This is a genomic window from Cupriavidus sp. GW822-FHT02D05, assembly GCF_058802485.1.
This window is the reverse complement of the sequence record NZ_JBXAOE010000025.1, coordinates 55569-72126: the sequence shown is the minus strand read 5'-3', so window position 1 is coordinate 72126 and position 16558 is coordinate 55569. Positions and strand designations below refer to the sequence as shown.

At 65.7% G+C, this 16558-nt stretch carries 16 protein-coding genes; 14 read left to right on the top strand and 2 right to left on the bottom strand.

Translation table 11 applies throughout. The annotated features are described in order from the left end of the window. Positions 1-94: 94 nt before the first annotated feature. The 11 genes from AC1RQK_RS28770 to AC1RQK_RS28720 all read left to right on the top strand — a co-directional run bounded on the left by AC1RQK_RS28770 (position 95) and on the right by AC1RQK_RS28720 (position 11755). Entirely contained in the window at positions 95-1945 is a 1851-nt protein-coding gene (locus AC1RQK_RS28770; RefSeq protein ID WP_492812624.1) for an acyl-CoA dehydrogenase, read from the top strand. A gap of 71 nt (positions 1946-2016) precedes the next feature. Then, a complete protein-coding gene (locus AC1RQK_RS28765) occupies positions 2017-2799 on the top strand; it encodes an SDR family oxidoreductase (RefSeq protein WP_492374576.1) in 783 nt (260 codons plus the stop codon). A 92-nt stretch (positions 2800-2891) separates the two neighbouring features. Further along, positions 2892-3335, top strand: coding sequence for a PaaI family thioesterase (locus AC1RQK_RS28760; RefSeq protein WP_174426385.1), 444 nt, complete (start codon positions 2892-2894; stop codon positions 3333-3335). Positions 3336-3429: 94 nt separating this feature from the next. Further along, complete coding sequence (locus AC1RQK_RS28755; RefSeq protein WP_492812621.1) at positions 3430-4806, top strand: serine hydrolase domain-containing protein; 1377 nt, start codon at positions 3430-3432, stop codon at positions 4804-4806. A gap of 97 nt (positions 4807-4903) precedes the next feature. Further along, on the top strand, positions 4904-5914 hold the full coding sequence (locus tag AC1RQK_RS28750) for an NADP-dependent oxidoreductase (protein ID WP_174426383.1): 1011 nt from the start codon (positions 4904-4906) through the stop codon (positions 5912-5914). Positions 5915-6153: 239 nt separating this feature from the next. After that, a complete protein-coding gene (locus AC1RQK_RS28745) occupies positions 6154-7008 on the top strand; it encodes a class II aldolase/adducin family protein (protein ID WP_477133959.1) in 855 nt (284 codons plus the stop codon). Between the two features lie 4 nt (positions 7009-7012). Continuing rightward, positions 7013-7834, top strand: a complete 822-nt coding sequence (locus AC1RQK_RS28740) for an SDR family oxidoreductase (RefSeq protein WP_150990339.1) — start codon at positions 7013-7015, stop codon at positions 7832-7834. Between the two features lie 182 nt (positions 7835-8016). Continuing rightward, on the top strand, positions 8017-8952 hold the full coding sequence (locus AC1RQK_RS28735; RefSeq protein ID WP_492376310.1) for a glutathione S-transferase family protein: 936 nt from the start codon (positions 8017-8019) through the stop codon (positions 8950-8952). Positions 8953-9007: 55 nt separating this feature from the next. After that, positions 9008-9910: an SDR family oxidoreductase gene (locus AC1RQK_RS28730; RefSeq protein ID WP_492812617.1), complete on the top strand. Its 903-nt coding sequence runs from the start codon at positions 9008-9010 to the stop codon at positions 9908-9910. A 72-nt stretch (positions 9911-9982) separates the two neighbouring features. Further along, positions 9983-10903, top strand: coding sequence for an alpha/beta fold hydrolase (locus AC1RQK_RS28725; protein WP_492812615.1), 921 nt, complete (start codon positions 9983-9985; stop codon positions 10901-10903). 141 nt (positions 10904-11044) lie between these two features. Further along, positions 11045-11755: an aspartate/glutamate racemase family protein gene (locus AC1RQK_RS28720; RefSeq protein WP_492812613.1), complete on the top strand. Its 711-nt coding sequence runs from the start codon at positions 11045-11047 to the stop codon at positions 11753-11755. A 97-nt stretch (positions 11756-11852) separates the two neighbouring features. Here AC1RQK_RS28720 and AC1RQK_RS28715 read toward each other — a convergent pair whose 3' ends face one another. Together AC1RQK_RS28715 and gbd are read right to left on the bottom strand one after the other, a co-directional pair. Beyond that, entirely contained in the window at positions 11853-12374 is a 522-nt protein-coding gene (locus AC1RQK_RS28715; RefSeq protein WP_043346598.1) for an O-acetyl-ADP-ribose deacetylase, read from the bottom strand. Between the two features lie 80 nt (positions 12375-12454). After that, on the bottom strand, positions 12455-13603 hold the full coding sequence (gene gbd / locus AC1RQK_RS28710; RefSeq protein WP_492812611.1) for a 4-hydroxybutyrate dehydrogenase: 1149 nt from the start codon (positions 13601-13603) through the stop codon (positions 12455-12457). Positions 13604-13856: 253 nt separating this feature from the next. Here gbd and AC1RQK_RS28705 point away from each other — a divergent pair, with 253 nt between their 5' ends. The 3 genes from AC1RQK_RS28705 (at position 13857) to AC1RQK_RS28695 (ending at position 16526) form a co-directional block, all read left to right on the top strand. Next, positions 13857-14885 (top strand): alpha/beta hydrolase, encoded by a 1029-nt coding sequence (locus AC1RQK_RS28705; protein WP_492812609.1) that lies wholly within the window; start codon positions 13857-13859, stop codon positions 14883-14885. A gap of 116 nt (positions 14886-15001) precedes the next feature. After that, positions 15002-15988: a tripartite tricarboxylate transporter substrate binding protein gene (locus AC1RQK_RS28700; RefSeq protein WP_150990354.1), complete on the top strand. Its 987-nt coding sequence runs from the start codon at positions 15002-15004 to the stop codon at positions 15986-15988. Positions 15989-16088: 100 nt separating this feature from the next. After that, positions 16089-16526, top strand: coding sequence for a YbgC/FadM family acyl-CoA thioesterase (locus AC1RQK_RS28695; protein ID WP_492376306.1), 438 nt, complete (start codon positions 16089-16091; stop codon positions 16524-16526). Positions 16527-16558: the final 32 nt, after the last annotated feature.

Here is a 16558-nt window from a genome sequence, read left to right as displayed (position 1 = left end):
CGATGATCCCCGCCGCGAGGCTTGTAGTTGATGCCGCCGCCGCCGGGTCGCGCATCTTTGATTTTCCCTTTCAGTCTGGGAGCCGTTTCCTGCCATGTCGCTGATCCTTTCCCGCCGTGACCTGAACTTCGTGCTGTACGAATGGCTCAAGGTCGAAGGGCTGACCCGTATTCCGCGCTACGCCGACCATTCCCGCGAGACCTTCGACGCCGCGCTCGATACCTGCGAGAAGATCGCCGCCGACCTGTTCGCGCCACATAACAAGAAGAACGACCAGCAAGAGCCGCATTTCGACGGTGAGACCGTCAGCATCATCCCCGAGGTCAAGACCGCGCTAAAGGCCTTCTGCGAGGCCGGCCTGATGGCCGCCGGGCAGGACTACGACATCGGCGGCATGCAACTGCCCGTGGTGGTGGAGAAGGCCGGCTTTGCCTACTTCAAGGGCGCCAACGTCGGCACCAGCTCCTATCCCTTCCTGACCATCGGCAACGCCAACCTGCTGCTCACGCACGGCACGCCGGCGCAGGTGGAGACCTTCGTCAAGCCGGAGATGGAAGGCCGCTTCTTCGGCACCATGTGCCTGTCCGAGCCGCAGGCGGGCTCGTCGCTGTCGGACATCACCACGCGCGCCGACTACGAGGGCGAATCGCCGCTCGGCCAGCAATACCGCCTGCGCGGCAACAAGATGTGGATTTCTGCCGGCGAGCATGAGCTCTCCGACAATATCGTCCACCTCGTGCTGGCCAAGATCCCCGGCCCGGACGGCAAGCTGATCCCGGGCGTGAAGGGCATCTCGTTGTTTATCGTGCCGAAATACCTGGTCAACGCCGACGGCAGCCTGGGCGAGCACAACGACGTGGTGCTGGCCGGCCTGAACCACAAGATGGGCTATCGCGGCACCACCAACTGCCTGCTGAACTTCGGCGAAGGCATGAAGTACAAACCGGGCGGCAAGGCGGGCGCCATTGGTTACCTGGTGGGCGAGGCCCACAAGGGCCTGGCCTGCATGTTCCATATGATGAACGAGGCCCGCATCGGCGTGGGCCTGGGCGCGGTCATGCTGGGCTATACCGGCTACCTGCATTCGGTCGATTACGCGCGCAACCGCCCGCAAGGCCGCCCGATCGGCCCCGGCGGCAAGGATCCGGCCAGCCCGCAGGTGCGGCTGGTGGAGCATGCGGACATCCGGCGCATGCTGCTGGCGCAGAAGAGCTATGTGGAAGGTGGGCTGGCGCTCAACCTGTATTGCGCGCAACTGGTGGACCAGGAGCGTGCTGCGCAGGGTGCCGAGCATGAACGCCTGGCACTGCTGCTCGATATCCTCACGCCGATCGCCAAGAGCTGGCCGTCGCAGTGGTGCCTGGAAGCCAACAACCTGGCCATCCAGGTGCACGGAGGCTACGGCTACACCCGCGAGTACAACGTCGAGCAGTTCTACCGCGACAACCGCCTTAACCCGATCCACGAAGGCACGCACGGCATCCAGGGCCTGGACCTGCTGGGCCGCAAGGTGGTGATGAAGGACGGCGCGGCCTTCAAGGTGCTGGGCGAAGAGATCCAGGCCACCATCGGCCGCGCCCTGGCCAGCGGCGATGCCGCGCTGGGCAGCCACGCCAAGGCGCTGGGCGCCGCCGTCAAGCGCGTGGCGCAAGTCACGCAGGCGTTGTGGGCGGCGGGCGACGCCACGGTGACGCTGGCCAACGCCTCGGTCTACCTGGAAGCCTTCGGCCATGTCGTGCTGTCGTGGACGTGGCTGGAGCAGGAACTGGTGGCGCAGGCCGCACTGGCGGGAGCCAAGGGCCAGGAGGACCAGGACTTCTATCGCGGCAAGCTGGCGGCGGCGGCGTACTTCTTCCGCTGGGAGTTGCCCAAGGTGGGCCCGCAGCTAGACCTGCTGGCCTCGCTGGACCGCACCACGCTGGACATGCAGGACGCCTGGTTCTGAGCGGCATCCAAGCAAGATGAACGAGCGCGCGCATCGATCTGCGCGCGCGCCAAACCAAATCGGGAGACACCATGAACACCATCCAGCAATTGTTCGACCTGAAGGGCAAGACGGCACTGATCACCGGCGGCTCGCGCGGGCTTGGCCTGCAGATTGCCGAAGCGCTTGGCGAGCAGGGCGCGCGCATCGTGCTGTCGGCGCGCAAGGCCGATGAGCTGCAAGCGGCGCAAGCCCACCTCAAGGCGCTTGGCATCGATGCCGAGTGGATCGCCGCCGACGGCGCGCGCGATGCGGATATCGTGCGCCTGGCCGACGAGGCACTGGCCAAGCTGGGCCATATCGACATCCTGGTCAACAATGCCGGCGCCACCTGGGGCGCGCCTGCCGAAGATCACCCGGTGGAAGCCTGGGACAAGGTGATGAACCTGAATATCCGCGGCGTGTTCCTGCTGTCGCAGCGCATCGGCAAGCTGTCGATGATTCCGCGCCGCTATGGCCGCATCATCAACGTGGCCTCCATCGCCGGCCTGGCGGGCAACCCGCCGGGATCGATGGAAACCATTGCCTACAACACCTCCAAGGGCGCGGTGGTGAACTTTACCCGCACGCTGGCGGCCGAGTGGGGCGAGCACAACATCACGGTGAACGCGCTGGCGCCGGGCTTCTTCCCCTCCAAGATGACGCAGGGCTCGCTGGACCGCCTTGGGGTGGATGCCATGTGCGCGTCGGTGCCGCTGCACCGGCTGGGCGACGACGAAGACCTGAAGGGCGCGGCGCTGCTGTTCGCCAGCGCCGCCGGCAAGCACATCACCGGCCAGGTGCTGGCGGTGGATGGCGGCGTGAGCGCGGTATAAAGTCCATGCTCCAATGCGGTTGGCCCGTGCAGGGCGGGGCTTTTTCGCCTCGCCAGCCGGCCAGCCGTGCCGTCTTCGCCACACTAGCAACTATGACTAAAACCAACGGATTTCCCCTCAAGATTCCCTTCCTTGCCGATCTCGGCGTGCAATGCACCCGCATGGACAAGGAGGGCAGCGAGATCGAACTGGCGCTGGAAACGCGTCACCAGAACAGCTGGGACATGGCCCATGGCGGCGTGCTGATGACGCTGCTCGACGTGGCCATGGCCATCGCCGGTCGCGCCGCCGATCCCGATGGCCGCGGGGTGGTCACCATCGAGATGAAGACCAGTTTCATGGCGCCTGGCCGCGGCAAGCTCATCGCGCGCGGCCAGTGCGTGCACCGTACCAGCACCATGGCCTTTTGCGAGGCGGAGATCGTCGACGCCGATGGCAAGACCGTGTCGCGCGGGTCGGGCACGTTCAAGTTCGTCAAGCGCGTGCCGCCGCAGCGGGCGGCAAGCGGCGCTTCGGATACCGGCGCGGACGGCTGAGGCCGCGGGGCAGAGAGGGGATATTAGCTACAAGACCGGCAGGGTCACCAGAGCCGGCGGCGCGCAGCAGCTGTAAAACAAAAATGGAGACAAGATGCTGTTTGAACGGATTGCCGCCACGCGGCGATTGAAACTGACCGTGCTCGCCGCCTTCGGCGCAGGAGCCCTTGCCATGTATCAGCCGGGCCAAGCCCAGAATGCACCTGTTCCTTCGGCCGGCGCGCCGGTTGCGGCACCTGCCGCGCCAGTGTTCCCGGACGCGGCCGCCACCGATCCCGTTGCGGCGGGCTGGATGCAGGGCTTTCCTCCCGCAGCGGCCAAGGTCATCAGCTTCACTCCTGCCAGCAACGGCTTCCCGCGCACGCGCTGGAGCTTTTCGCATATCCGCGAACTGGTCCCGACAGCCTCGGTCTGGCACGGGCGCGGCCCGGTTTCGGCACTGCCGCGTGCCGAGCGCGATATCGGTGGCGTGCCGTTCACCGATGCCGACGGCACCCGCCGCACGTTCAGCGACATGCTCGGCCTGACCTATACCGACGGCATCCTGGTGATGCACAAGGGCCGGGTCGTCTACGAGAAGTACTTCGGCGCGCTGGACGACCATACGCCGCACATCGCCATGTCGGTCACCAAGTCCTTCGTCGGCACGCTGGCCGCCATCCTGGTGGCGGACGGCAAGCTGGATCCCGCCGCACCCGTTACGCGCTACCTGCCGGAGATGGCGGGCACCGCCTACGGCGATGCGACCGTGCGCGAAGTCATGGACATGACGGTGGGCGTCAAGTATTCCGAAAACTATGCCGACCCCAAGGCCGAGATCTGGGACTACAGCCGCGCCGGCGGCATGATGCCGCGCGAGCCCGGCTATGCCGGACCCAAGACGTTCTACGAATTCCTGGCCACCTTGAAGAAGGAAGGCGAGCATGACCAGGCCTTCGCCTACAAGACCGTCAATGCCGAAGTCCTGGCCTGGATCGTCAAGCGCGTGTCCGGGCAGTCGCTGGCCAAGCTGCTTTCCGAGCGCGTCTGGCAAAAGATGGGCGCGGAGAACGATGCCTACTTCATGGTGGACAGCATCGGCAGCGAGTCCGGTGGCGGCGGCCTGAACACCACGCTGCGCGACCTGGCCCGCTTTGGCGAGACCATGCGCAACGGCGGCCGCTTCAATGGCCAGCAGGTCATCCCGGCCGAAGTGGTGGCGGACATCCGCCGCGGCGGCGATCCCGCCAAGTTTGCCAAGGCTGGCTATGCCACCTTGCCCGGCTGGAGCTACCGTTCGATGTGGTGGGTCTCGAACGACGACCACGGCGTGTTCGAGGCACGTGGCATCCACGGCCAGCGTATTTACGTCGATCCCAAGGCGGAACTCACCATCGTGCGCTACGCCTCGCATCCCATCGCGGCCAACGGCGCCAACGACCCCGTCACGCATCGCGCGTATCGGGCACTGGCGCTGTTATTGATGAAATAACCAAACAAGCCGGCAAGCTGACCAGCTAGCCGGCAACGACCCACAACGAACGGCAAAGGGCGAGTGTCCTTGTCCATTTCACTGTAAGGAAGCCATCATGTCGAACACCTACAAGCGCATCGTCCTGGCATCGCGTCCCACCGGCGCCGTGACCCCTGACAACTTCCGCCTGGAAGAGGTGCCTGTGCCCGAGATCGGCGAAGGCGAGGTGCTGGTCCGCAATCATTTCCTGTCGCTCGATCCGTATATGCGCGGCCGCATGAACGAGGGCAAGTCGTACGCCACCCCGCAGCCGCTGGGCGACGTGATGATCGGCGGCACGGTTGGCGAGATCGTGGCGACGAAGAACCCCAAGTACGCAGTCGGCGACAAGGTGGTCGGCATGTTCGGCTGGCAGGAAATGGGCGTCACCAATGGCATCGGCATCCAGAAGGTCGATACCACCCATATTCCGCTGTCGGCCTACCTCGGCTCGGTCGGCATGCCCGGCGTCACGGCCTGGTATGGCTTGAACAAGATCATCCAGCCGAAGGCCGGCAAGACCATCGTGGTGAGCGCGGCCTCCGGCGCGGTCGGCAGCGTGGTGGGCCAGCTGGCCAAGCTCCAGGGCTGCCGCGTGGTCGGCTTTGCCGGCGGCAAGGACAAGTGCGACTACGTGGTCAATGAACTCGGCTTCGATGCCTGCGTTGACTACAAGGCGGCCAAGGACAGCAAGGAGCTGTACACGATGTTCAAGGAAGCCACCCCGGATGGCGTGGATGGCTACTTCGAGAACGTCGGCGGCGAGATCCTCGACACCGTGCTGGCCCGCATGAACGCCTTTGGCCGCATCGCCATCTGCGGCATGATCGCTGGCTACGATGGCCAGCCGATGCCGCTGAAGAACCCGCAGCTGATCCTGGTGTCGCGCCTGACCGTGGAAGGCTTCATCGTGTCCGAGCACATGGACGTGTGGCCGCAAGCGCTGCAAGAGCTCGGCACCGCGGTGGCGCAAGGCAAGCTCAAGTTCCGCGAGAGCATTGCGCAAGGCCTGGCGAGCGCGCCGGAAGCGTTCATGGGCCTGCTCAAGGGCAAGAATTTCGGCAAGCAACTGGTCAAGCTGGTTTAACCAGAGGCATGCACCGAAGCCGCCGAGCGGGCCAGAGCCGCGCGCCATGACGACGGCTGTCTCTCCCTCTCCCCTCAGGGGGAGAGGGCCGGGGAGAGGGGTGGCTTAGCTAGGAGCCACTTGGAGCGAAGCCCGTGGTGTTGTCCGGCACGCAGGCGTAACGAGCGCCCGCCCTCTCCCCCGACCCCTCCCGCACGCGGGAGAGGGGGGCAAACCAACTACGAACAAGGAGATTCCCCATGAACGCCCCTGCAGAAAGCACCAAGCCCCAGGCCGACCAGGACGAAATGGCCGCCGGCCTGTCCGAAGCGGTCAAGGCCAAGTACCGCGTACTGCCGCGCCCGCCGAAGTTCGATACGCCGGCAGAGGAGCGCCTGCACCGCAAGCAGCGGCTGGCCGCGGCCTTCCGCTTGTTTTCCAAGTTCGGCTTCGACGAAGGCGTGGCCGGCCACATCACCGCGCGCGATCCCGAGTTTCCGGATACGTTCTGGGTCAACCCGTTCGGCGTGCATTTCAGCCAGGTCAAGGTGTCCAACCTGATCCGCTGCGATCACCATGGCGACGTGGTCGAAGGTGATTACCCGGTCAACGCCGCGGCCTTTGCCATCCATTCGCGCGTGCACCAGACCCGTGAAGACGCGGTCGCCGCCGCGCACTCGCACAGCACCTATGGCCGCGCCTGGTCCACGCTGGGCCGCACGCTCGACCCGCTGACGCAGGACGTGTGCGCCTTCTACAACGATCATGCCCTCTACGACGATTTCGGCGGCGTGGTGGTGGAGTTGGACGAAGGCCAGCGCATCGCCAACGCGCTGGGCAGCAACAAGGCCGCGATCCTGCAGAACCATGGCTTGCTGACAGTGGGCAAGACGGTGGACGAAGCTGCCTGGTGGTTCATCACCATGGAGCGCTCATGCCAGGTGCAGTTGCTGGCCGAGGCCGCCGCCGCGCGCACCAATGCGCCGCTGAAGGTGATCTCCGACGCCGCGGCGCGCCAGGCGTACTCGATCGTCGGCACCGCGCAGGCGGGCTGGTTCCAGTTCCAGCCGCTGTACGCCCGCATCGTCAAGGAACAGCCCGACCTGCTGGATTGAAGTCATGGCCGCCTTTGCTCCATTCACTGGCAAGGTCGTGCTGATCACCGGCGCGTCCGACGGCATTGGCGCCGAACTGGCCCTGCTGCTGGCGCAGCAGGGTGCGCGGCTTGCGCTGGCGGCGCGCCGTGTCGACATGCTGCAGGCGCTGGCGGAGCGCATCCGCCGCCAGCACCCGGCCGCCGACGTCGGCGTGTGGCGCGTCGACGTGTCCGACGAGTTCGACTGCCGGCGGCTGGTGGCCACGGTGGTGGCGCAGTATGGCGGGCTCGACGTGCTGGTCAACAATGCCGGCGTGTCCGCCCACGGCTACTTCGAACAGGTATCGGACTACAGCTACTACGAGCAGGTCATGCGCGTGAACTACTTCGGCGCCATGTGGTGCACGCGCGAGGCGCTGCCGCACCTGCGCGAGCGCGGCGGCCTGATGGTGGCGGTGTCCAGCCTGGCCGGCAAGATCGGCGTGCCAGGCCGTACCGCCTACTCGGCCAGCAAGTTCGCACTGGCGGGATTCTGCGAGGCGCTGCGGGCCGAGCTGCGCGGGTCTGGCGTGGATGTGTGCGTGGTGTTCCCCGGCGTGGTGGCGACCGATACGCGCATCAATGGCTTCGGCCCAGACGGCCGCCCACTGGGCGAGAGCCGGCTGCGCGAGGAGGGGGCCATGAGCGCGCAGGAATGCGCGCGACAGATGCTGGCGGCCATGGCCGCGCGCAAGCGCGAACTGGTGATGACCGGCAAGGGCCGGCTCGGGCTGTGGCTCAAGCTGCTGGCGCCGCGCCTGGTCGAGAACATGGCGCTCAAGGCCCTGAAGCAAACGGGGCGGTAGTGCGGTTGACAGCGCGACAGAGGAAATCGAGCAATAGCAGGCACGCGCCTTGCTGATACCCGTGGCGGCATCCGCCCGACGCACCGGCAGCAGGCATAAGAGAAATTTCAGGCTGAGTTTAATCTGGCTATAGATTGGCGATAGATTGGCTTCAGACTGGCAACACAAGCGATTCCGACACCATGGCAGACCTTATCCTTCACCAGTATGCAACGTCGCCGTTCTCCGAGAAGATCCGCCTGCTGATGGGCGCGAAGGGCCTGGCGTGGCAAGCGGTGGAAATCCCGCCCATCATGCCAAAGCCGGACGTGGTGGCGCTGACCGGCGGCTACCGCCGCACCCCGATCCTGCAGGTCGGGGCCGACATCTATTGCGACACCGCGTTGATCTGCGAGGTGATCGACAGCGCGGCGCCCGCGCGCCCGCTCTATCCCGCCGCGCAAGCGGCCACCACGCGCCTGGTCGCTGGCTGGATCGATACCGCGCTGTTTACCGCCGCCGTCACCTACCTGTTCCAGCCGGCTGGCGCGCAAAGCATGCTGGGCCATCTCACGCCGGCGCAAATGCAGGCTTTCTCGGCCGATCGCAAGGCCATGCGTGGCGAGACCAATGCGCTGCGCATGCCGTTGCCCGAGGCCATCGCCATGCTGCATGAAACCTTCGGGCGGCTCGAGCAGCAATTCAAGGCGGGCGTGGCGCATGTGGCCGGGGCCGAGCTGTCGGTGGCGGATTTTTCGCTGTACCACAATATCTGGTTCATCCAGCGCGCCAGCGAGCTGGCCAAGCTGCTGGATGCGTATCCGGCGGTGCAAGCCTGGTATGCGCGCATGAAGGCCTTTGGCCATGGCACGGTGCGGGTGGTCAGCGCGGAGTCGGCGCTAGAAGTGGCACGGCACGCCGATCCGGCCGCGTTGCCTGGCGGGGTGGCTGCCGGCAGCGGCTTCGAAGCGGGCGACGCGGTCACCGTGACGCCAACGGATTACGCGCGCGATCCCGTGGCCGGCGTGCTGGTGGCGCTGGACGCCCACCGTGCCACATTGCGCCGCCAGGACCCGCGTGCGGGCGCGGTCAACGTGCATTTCCCGCGCCAAGGCTATCAAGTGCAGCACGCGGGCTAAGACCCGCGCGGCAAGGCAACCCCATAACAACGACAGCAAACGAGAGGCAGACAACATGAAGCAATTCCAGGGCAAGGTGGCAGTGATCACCGGTGGTGCATCGGGCTTCGGCAAGGAATTCGCCAAGCTGGGTGCGGGACTCGGCATGAAGCTGGTGCTGGCCGACGTGCAGGAGGACGCACTGGATGGCGCCGTGGCGGAATTCAAGGCGCAAGGCGTGCAGGTGATCGGCGTGCGCGTGGATGTGTCCAAGGCCGAGCAGGTGCAGGCGCTGGCCGATGCCGCCATCGCCACCTTTGGCCAGGTCAACCTGCTGTTCAACAACGCCGGCGTGGGCGCGGGCGGCCTGATGTGGGAAAACACCGAGCGCGACTGGGAGTGGGTGCTGGGCGTCAACCTCTTTGGCGTGATCCACGGTGTGCGCATCTTTACCCCGCTGATGCTCGCGGCCGCGGCCAAGGACCCGTCGTTCGAAGGCCATATCGTCAATACGGCCTCCATGGCCGGCTTGCTCAGCCCGCCCGCGATGGGCGTCTACAACGTCTCCAAGCATGCCGTGGTTTCCCTGTCCGAATCGCTGTACCAGGATCTCAGCCTGGTCAGCGAGCAGGTGCGCTGCTCGGTGCTGTGCCCGTATTTCGTGCCGACCGGCATCACGCAATCGGGCCGCAACCGGCCGGCCGGGCTGGCCAATGACGCTCCGCCTACGCGCTCGCAACTGGTGTCGCAAGCCATGTCGGACAAAGCGGTCAGTTCGGGCAAGGTCACGGCCGCTGAAGTGGCGCAACTCACCTTCGATGCCATCCGCGACAACGGCTTCTATATTTACTCGCATCCGCAGCAACTGGATCCCGTGCGGCAGCGCTTCGAAGATATCATTAGCCAACGCAACCCAAGCGACCCGTTCGCCGACAAGCCGGAAGTGCGCGCCGGGCTCATCGCCGCCTTGCGCGGATAACCGAGGGGGAGCCGCCAGGTGCGGCCAGCAGCAAGTCCACCAGAGACAGCCATTGCGGCAAGGGAGGAATACATGACCAAACCTGCAGTCATTCGCCATCTGCAGTACGCCACCTTGCCCAATGGCACGCGCCTGCACTACGCCAGCGCCGGCGAGCGCGGCAAGCCGCTGGTGCTGTTCGTGCATGGCTTTCCCGAGTTCTGGTACGAGTGGGAAGCCCAGCTGGCCGAGTTCGGCAAGACCCACTTCGCGGTGGCGCCGGACCTGCGCGGCTTCAACCTCTCAAGCAAGCCCGCGGAAGTCGAGGCCTACCGTCCCCGCCACATCGTCGAGGACCTGGTCCAGTTCATCAACGCGCTGGGCTACTCGCATTGCGTGGTGGTGGCGCACGACTGGGGCGGAGCAATCTGCTGGAACCTGGCCATCCAGTTTCCGCAGATGGTGGAGCGGCTGGTCATCATCAATTCGCCGCATCCCTATGTGTTTGCCAAGGCGCTGACCAGCGATCCCCAGCAGCAAGCCGCCTCGGCCTATATGAACTGGCTGCGCGAGCCGGGATCGGAACAAGCGCTGGCGGCGGACGGCTTCGCCAAGCTCGAGGGCTTCCTGAATGGGCAGGGCAAGCAGCCCGCGCCCTGGTTTACCGGCGAGACCCGCGAGAAATACCACGCGGCCTGGTCGCAGCCCGGCGCCGGCGGCTCTCACTCGCTGACCGGCGGTGTGAACTATTACCGCGCGTCGCCCATGCATCCGCCGGGCCCTGGCGAGACACTTCCCGATATCTCCAGGCTCGATCCCGCCGCCTTCACCGTGCGCGTGCCGACGCTGGTGGTCTGGGGCGAGCGCGACACCGCGCTGCCCAAGAGCCTGCTGGATGGCCTGGACAAGTTCATCCCGGACATGCGGCTGGAGCGCATTCCGGATGGCACCCACTGGGTCATCCACGAGCAGCCGGAGCGCATCAACCTGTTGATCCGGAGCGCTTTGCCCTGATTTGTTGTGCATGCCAGGCCGCGTCAGGCATGCGCGCCTGCGCCGGCCCGGTCGGAAACCGCCGCACTGTGCATGGGGCGGGGTGGCGCCTGCTGCTACATTGACCTGATTCGACGGCGCCGGTGCGCAAGGAAGGTCAAGATGAAGACGATCGGACTGATCGGCGGCATGAGCTGGGAATCCTCGGCCGAGTATTACCGCCTGATCAACCAGGACATGAAACAACGTCTCGGCGGCCACCATAACGCGCGCAGCGTCATGGTCACGGTCAGCTTCGAGCAGATCAAGGCACTGCAGCACGCGCAACGCTGGGACGAACTCGGCGAAGCCATGCGGCAAGCCGCCCTGCAGGTACAGGCCGCCGGCGCGGATTTCGTGCTGCTCTGCACCAACACCATGCACCGCGTGGCCCCTGTCCTGGAAGCCGCGCTCGACATCCCCTTTCTCCATATCGTCGATCCCACCGCGCAAGCATTGCGCGCGGCCGGCATCCGGCGCGTGGGCTTGCTTGGCACGGCCTTCACCATGGAGCAGGACTTCTATCGCGGCCGCATGCAGGACAAGCACGGCATCGAAGTCGTGGTCCCCGACGCCGCCGACCGCGCGCTGGTCCACGGGATCATCTACGACGAGCTATGCCACGGCATCGTGCGCGACGCCTCGCGCGATGTGTACCGGCGGATTATCGGCGGCTTGCAGGCGCAGGGCGTGGGCGGGGTGATTCTGGGCTGCACCGAGATCGCGCTGCTGATCGGGCAGGATGATGTGGCGCTGCCGGTGTTCGATACCACGGCTTTGCATGCGCAGGCCGCGGTGGGGCTGGCGTTGGAGGGGGTGGTGGTGGCGAATTAGCCCAGGAGTGAGAAGAACTCCCGGAGCGAGGGCAGGGACAGCGAGGAAGACAGCAAAACGGGAAATCGCAGGAGAATGCCGATTTCCCGTCAGCCATTTAGCTCAACCTGTGCCGATACAACCGGTAATTCTCGTCATCAAAGCAGACAAAACTGACCTGCTCGATGGTGGGTGCGGCCACCAGGGCCTTGCGTACCGCCTCGATGGCAATGTCCACGGCGCGCTCGCGCGGGAAACCGTAGATGCCGGTGCTGATATTGGGAAAGGCGATGGTGCGCAGCTTGTGCTGCGCGGCTAGCGCGATGCTGGCCTGGTAGGCGCTGGCAAGGAGGGCGTCTTCGCCGTGGTCGCCCCCTTGCCAGACCGGGCCGACCGCGTGGATGACGTAAGGCGCGGGCAGCAGGCCACCGGTGGTGATCACCGCCTGGCCGGTGGGGCAGCCGCCCTTGGTTTCGCGAATGCCGCGACAGGCGGCCATGATGGCGGGACCGCCAGCTCCGTGGATGGCGCCGTCGACACCGCCGCCACCGAGCAAGCCGCTATTGGCGGCATTGACGATGGCGTCGACTTCCATGCGGGTGATGTCTCCGTGCAAGACCTGCAGGTGTTCCCCTGTCATGACCTCTTCTCCGTGCTGGGTGGTAAAGCTGGATCGCCCCGGCTGTTCCGCGCACCTGTGCTGCCGGCCCGCCGCGGCACTTACATGGATTCCGCCAGCATACGCCGATAATCCGCGGCGCTGGCCTCTTTCGGGTTGGTCTTGTGGCAATGGTCGACCAGTGCGCCGGCGATCACCTTGTCGAACATGTCTTCGGTGACCCCCATCTGGCGCAGACCAGTGGGCAGCCCGAGGCGCGCGGTCATGTCGTGCACGGCCTGGGCCAGGTCGGCGTCCTGGGGCAGGCCCATGGCATGGCGCAGGCGGGCGTAGCGGTTGTCGCGCACCACGCTGGGCGCGTCGGCGTTGAAGCGCAGCACCGCTGGCATCACCACCGCATTCAGGGTGCCGTGGTGCAGGCCGGTCTTGCCGTCCACCTTGAGGCCGCCGAGCGGGTGCGATAGCGAGTGCACGCAGCCCAGTCCCTTCTGGAAGGCCATGGCGCCCTGCATGGAGGCGCTCATCATGTTCAGGCGCGCGTCGCGGTCCTGGCCGTCGCTGGTGGCGCGTTCGATATGCTTCCAGCCGCGCTCCAGGCCGTCCAGGGCGATGCCGTCGGCGGGCGGGTTGAAGGCTGGCGCCAGGAAGGTTTCCACACAATGCGCGATGGCATCCATGCCGGTGGCGGCGGTCAGGCCGGCCGGCAGGCCGAGCGTGAGGCCCGGGTCACAGATGGCGGATTTCGGCAACAGGTGCCACGAGTGGAAGCCGAGCTTGCGGCCGTCTTCCAGGATGATGATGGCACCGCGCGCCACCTCGCTGCCGGTGCCCGAGGTGGTCGGCACGGCGATCAGCGGCGCGGCGCGCTCGGTGATCCTGGCGCTGCCGCCTTCGATGGTGGCGTAGGTGGTCAGCTCGCCGGGATGGGTGGCGAGGATGGCGATGCCCTTGGCCAGGTCGATGGAGGAGCCGCCGCCGACCGCGATCAGCCCATCGCAGCCGCTATCCCGATACTGCGCCGCGGCCTTCTTGACCATGGCTTCGGTCGGGTTGGAGGGGGTTTCGTCGAAGATCTCGTGCGGCAGGCCGCCCAGGGCCACGACGGCCTGCTGGGCCACACCGGCGGCAACCACGCCTTTGTCGGTGACGACCAGCGGGCGCCGGATGCCGATGCGCTCGCACTCTGCCTTGAGCTGGCTGATGGTGCCGAAATCCAGGTGGATGTGGGTCAGGTAATAAATGAAGGCCATCTATGCTGTCTCCGTCGATGAGGGTTTTCTATTTCTTCTGGCTTCTGACTTCTGGCTTTTCTGACGATGGTCGATGATCGCGCAAAACCTGCCGCCCTGACCAGCCCCAGGGAAATTTCATATGCTTTGCTGCAGAAACATCTGGAATCATACTAAAATCGAACGATCGTTCACAATTCGAACGCCAGCGGCGCTGACGCCACTGGAGATTCGGCTGCTGCCGAAGGTTCGTTGCTACTGATTCTGAGTGTCCATGTCCGCTGTCCCGCCTGATTCCACCGCTGCGCCCGCCCAGCCTGCGCCTGCCTTGCCCGGCATGCCGCCGGTGCCGCTGGACCCGCAGGTGGCGGCGTTGCTGGAGCTGATCGGGCGCGTGAAGCGTCCGTCCATCCACGAACTGGACCCGGCCGACGCCAAGACCGCCTACGAAAAGAGCGCGCCCATCATGGATATCGCGCCGCTGGCCGTACACAGCGTGGAAAACCTGACGGTAGCCGCGCGCGATGGCTACGACATCCCGGTGCGGCTGTATGCGCCGCGCGAGGCCAGCTGGGCCGAGCCGTTGCCCTTGCTGGTGTACTTCCATGGCGGCGGCTTCACGGTGGGCAGCGTCAACTCGCACGATCCCTTGAGCCGGCTGCTGTGCATGCAGGCGGATTGCATGGTGCTGTCGGTGGACTACCGGCTTGGCCCGCAGTGGAAGTTTCCTCATGCGGCGAACGATGCGTTCGATGTCATGGCGTGGGTGTTCGCCGAGGCCGCGCGCCTGGGCGCCGATGCCGGCCGTATCGCCCTGGGCGGCGACAGCGCGGGTGGCACCCTGGCCAGCGCCTGCGCCGTGCACGCGCGGGATCTGGGCCTGGAGCCTGTCCTGCAGATGCTGATCTATCCCGGCACCTGCGCCCGCCAGGACACGCCTTCGCATCGCGCGCTGGCCGAGGGCTATCTGCTGACCGCGCCGATGATCCAGTGGTTTTTCTCGCAATACCTGGACAGCGAAACCAGCCGCGACGACTGGCGTTTTGCCCCGCTGGACGGTGGTGGCACGGGTGCCGACGTGCGCGGTTGCTGCCCGGCCTGGATCGCCGTGGCGGGCTACGACCCGCTGCACGACGAAGGCGTGGCCTACGCGGCCAAGCTGCGCGCCGCGGCCGTGCCGGCGCAATTGGCCGACTACCAGGGCATGATCCACGATTTTTTCAAGCTGGGACGCTTTGTCCCGGCGGTGGCCGGCGCGCATGGCGACGCGGTCGCCGCCTTGCGCGCTGCCTTCGACGGCTGAGCGGGACTTGCCGGCACGGGCCGGCAGCCAGATCGAAGCGGTCGCAGAACCCCCGGTTTCATTGGCTTTACGTGTAGTGCATTACTTGTAGCAGTAGCAAAAGGAGACACAGACTCATGCAACGCCGCCATTTCCTCGCCCATGCGGGCGCGCTCGCCGCCACCGCGGCTACCCTGGGGCTGGCCAGCGCGCCGGCCCTGGCGCAGGCGGACAATTTCCCGCAACGGCCGATTCGCCTGATCATCGGCTATACCGCGGGCGGTTCCACCGACCTGCCGTTCCGCGTGCTGGCGGAAAACGCTTCCAAGATCCTCGGCCAGCCGGTGATCATCGAGAACAAGCCTGGCGCGGGCGGGGTATTGCCCGCCCAGCTGATGCAATCGACCCAGCCGGACGGCTACACGCTGGCGCAGGTGGCCATGCCGGTCTACCGCCTGCCGTACACCACCAAGATCAACTGGGATCCGGTCAAGGACTTGTCGTACGTGATCAACCTGGCCGGCTACTCGTTTGGCCTGGTTGTGCCGGTGGATTCGCCGATCAAGACCATGCAGGACTACATCGCCTACGCCAAGGCCAACCCGGGCCGCCTGACCTACGGCTCGCCGGGCTCGATGACCACGCTGCACCTGACCATGGAAGAGCTGGCCATGAAGCAGAACGTGCAGTTCTCGCATATTCCGTACAAGGGCAACTCGGAATCGATGCAGGCCCTGCTGGGCGGGCACGTGATGTCGGTGGCGGACACCCCGGCCTGGGCACCGTACGTGGAGTCCGGCAAGCTGCGCCTGCTGTCGACCTGGGGCGAGAAGCGCTCGGCGCGCTTCCCCAATGTGCCGACGTTGAAGGAGCTGGGCCTGGGCATCGTGCAGACCTCGCCGTTCGGCGTGGTGGCACCCAAGGGCACCGATCCGAAGATCGTGAAGAAGCTTCACGACGGCTTCAAGAAGGCCATGGAAATGCAGAACTACCGCGATGCGCTGGCCAAGTTCGACATGGAGCCGTTCTACATGAGCAGCGAGCAATACGCGCACTTCGCCGCCGATACGGTCAAGAAAGAGAAGGCCATCATTGACAAGCTGGGGCTGAACAAGCCGCAATAAGCCTGACTTAGCCGCTTTATGCCGGCGCCGCCCTGTCCGGGGCCGGCGCCGTTTTCATATCAGGCCGGTATCCGGCCGGCAATCAAGGAGGGACGCTGACATGGCGAAGGAAGATTTCCGTCACAGCATGCCGCTGCGCGTGCGTTGGGCCGAAGTGGATCCGCAATCGATCGTGTTCAACGCGCATTACCTGACCTACTGCGATATCTGCGTGACGGAGTACTGGCGGGCGGTGGGGATCCGGTATCCGGAGGATGTGCTGCACGCGCACGGCGTGGATATCTTCGTGGTGAAGTCCACGCTGGAGTATCACGCGTCCGCGCGCTTTGACGACATGCTGGAGATCCGGGGGCGGATTGCGCGCCTGGGCCGCTCCAGCATGTTGTTCCGCGTGGAGATGTACCGCGGCGACGAGCACCTCGTCACGGGCGAGATCGTCTATGTCTGCGCGGATCCCGCTACGCAGAAGTCGGCGCCGATTCCGGGACCGGTGCGGGAAACGATCACGGCGTATGAAATGGTGAAGCCGGACGCTTGATCTGTCCGGCTTTCGTGGTTTCAGGTGTGGCA

Bases quoted from the DNA above. Each gene is read 5' to 3' on its own strand.
- AC1RQK_RS28770 (WP_492812624.1), top strand. From the start codon at position 95: ATGTCGCTGATCCTTTCCCGCCGTGACCTGAACTTCGTGCTGTACGAA.
- AC1RQK_RS28765 (WP_492374576.1), top strand. From the start codon at position 2,017: ATGAACACCATCCAGCAATTGTTCGACCTGAAGGGCAAGACGGCACTG.
- AC1RQK_RS28760 (WP_174426385.1), top strand. From the start codon at position 2,892: ATGACTAAAACCAACGGATTTCCCCTCAAGATTCCCTTCCTTGCCGAT.
- AC1RQK_RS28755 (WP_492812621.1), top strand. From the start codon at position 3,430: ATGCTGTTTGAACGGATTGCCGCCACGCGGCGATTGAAACTGACCGTG.
- AC1RQK_RS28750 (WP_174426383.1), top strand. From the start codon at position 4,904: ATGTCGAACACCTACAAGCGCATCGTCCTGGCATCGCGTCCCACCGGC.
- AC1RQK_RS28745 (WP_477133959.1), top strand. From the start codon at position 6,154: ATGAACGCCCCTGCAGAAAGCACCAAGCCCCAGGCCGACCAGGACGAA.
- AC1RQK_RS28740 (WP_150990339.1), top strand. From the start codon at position 7,013: ATGGCCGCCTTTGCTCCATTCACTGGCAAGGTCGTGCTGATCACCGGC.
- AC1RQK_RS28735 (WP_492376310.1), top strand. From the start codon at position 8,017: ATGGCAGACCTTATCCTTCACCAGTATGCAACGTCGCCGTTCTCCGAG.
- AC1RQK_RS28730 (WP_492812617.1), top strand. From the start codon at position 9,008: ATGAAGCAATTCCAGGGCAAGGTGGCAGTGATCACCGGTGGTGCATCG.
- AC1RQK_RS28725 (WP_492812615.1), top strand. From the start codon at position 9,983: ATGACCAAACCTGCAGTCATTCGCCATCTGCAGTACGCCACCTTGCCC.
- AC1RQK_RS28720 (WP_492812613.1), top strand. From the start codon at position 11,045: ATGAAGACGATCGGACTGATCGGCGGCATGAGCTGGGAATCCTCGGCC.
- AC1RQK_RS28715 (WP_043346598.1), bottom strand. From the start codon at position 12,374: ATGACAGGGGAACACCTGCAGGTCTTGCACGGAGACATCACCCGCATG.
- gbd (WP_492812611.1), bottom strand. From the start codon at position 13,603: ATGGCCTTCATTTATTACCTGACCCACATCCACCTGGATTTCGGCACC.
- AC1RQK_RS28705 (WP_492812609.1), top strand. From the start codon at position 13,857: ATGTCCGCTGTCCCGCCTGATTCCACCGCTGCGCCCGCCCAGCCTGCG.
- AC1RQK_RS28700 (WP_150990354.1), top strand. From the start codon at position 15,002: ATGCAACGCCGCCATTTCCTCGCCCATGCGGGCGCGCTCGCCGCCACC.
- AC1RQK_RS28695 (WP_492376306.1), top strand. From the start codon at position 16,089: ATGGCGAAGGAAGATTTCCGTCACAGCATGCCGCTGCGCGTGCGTTGG.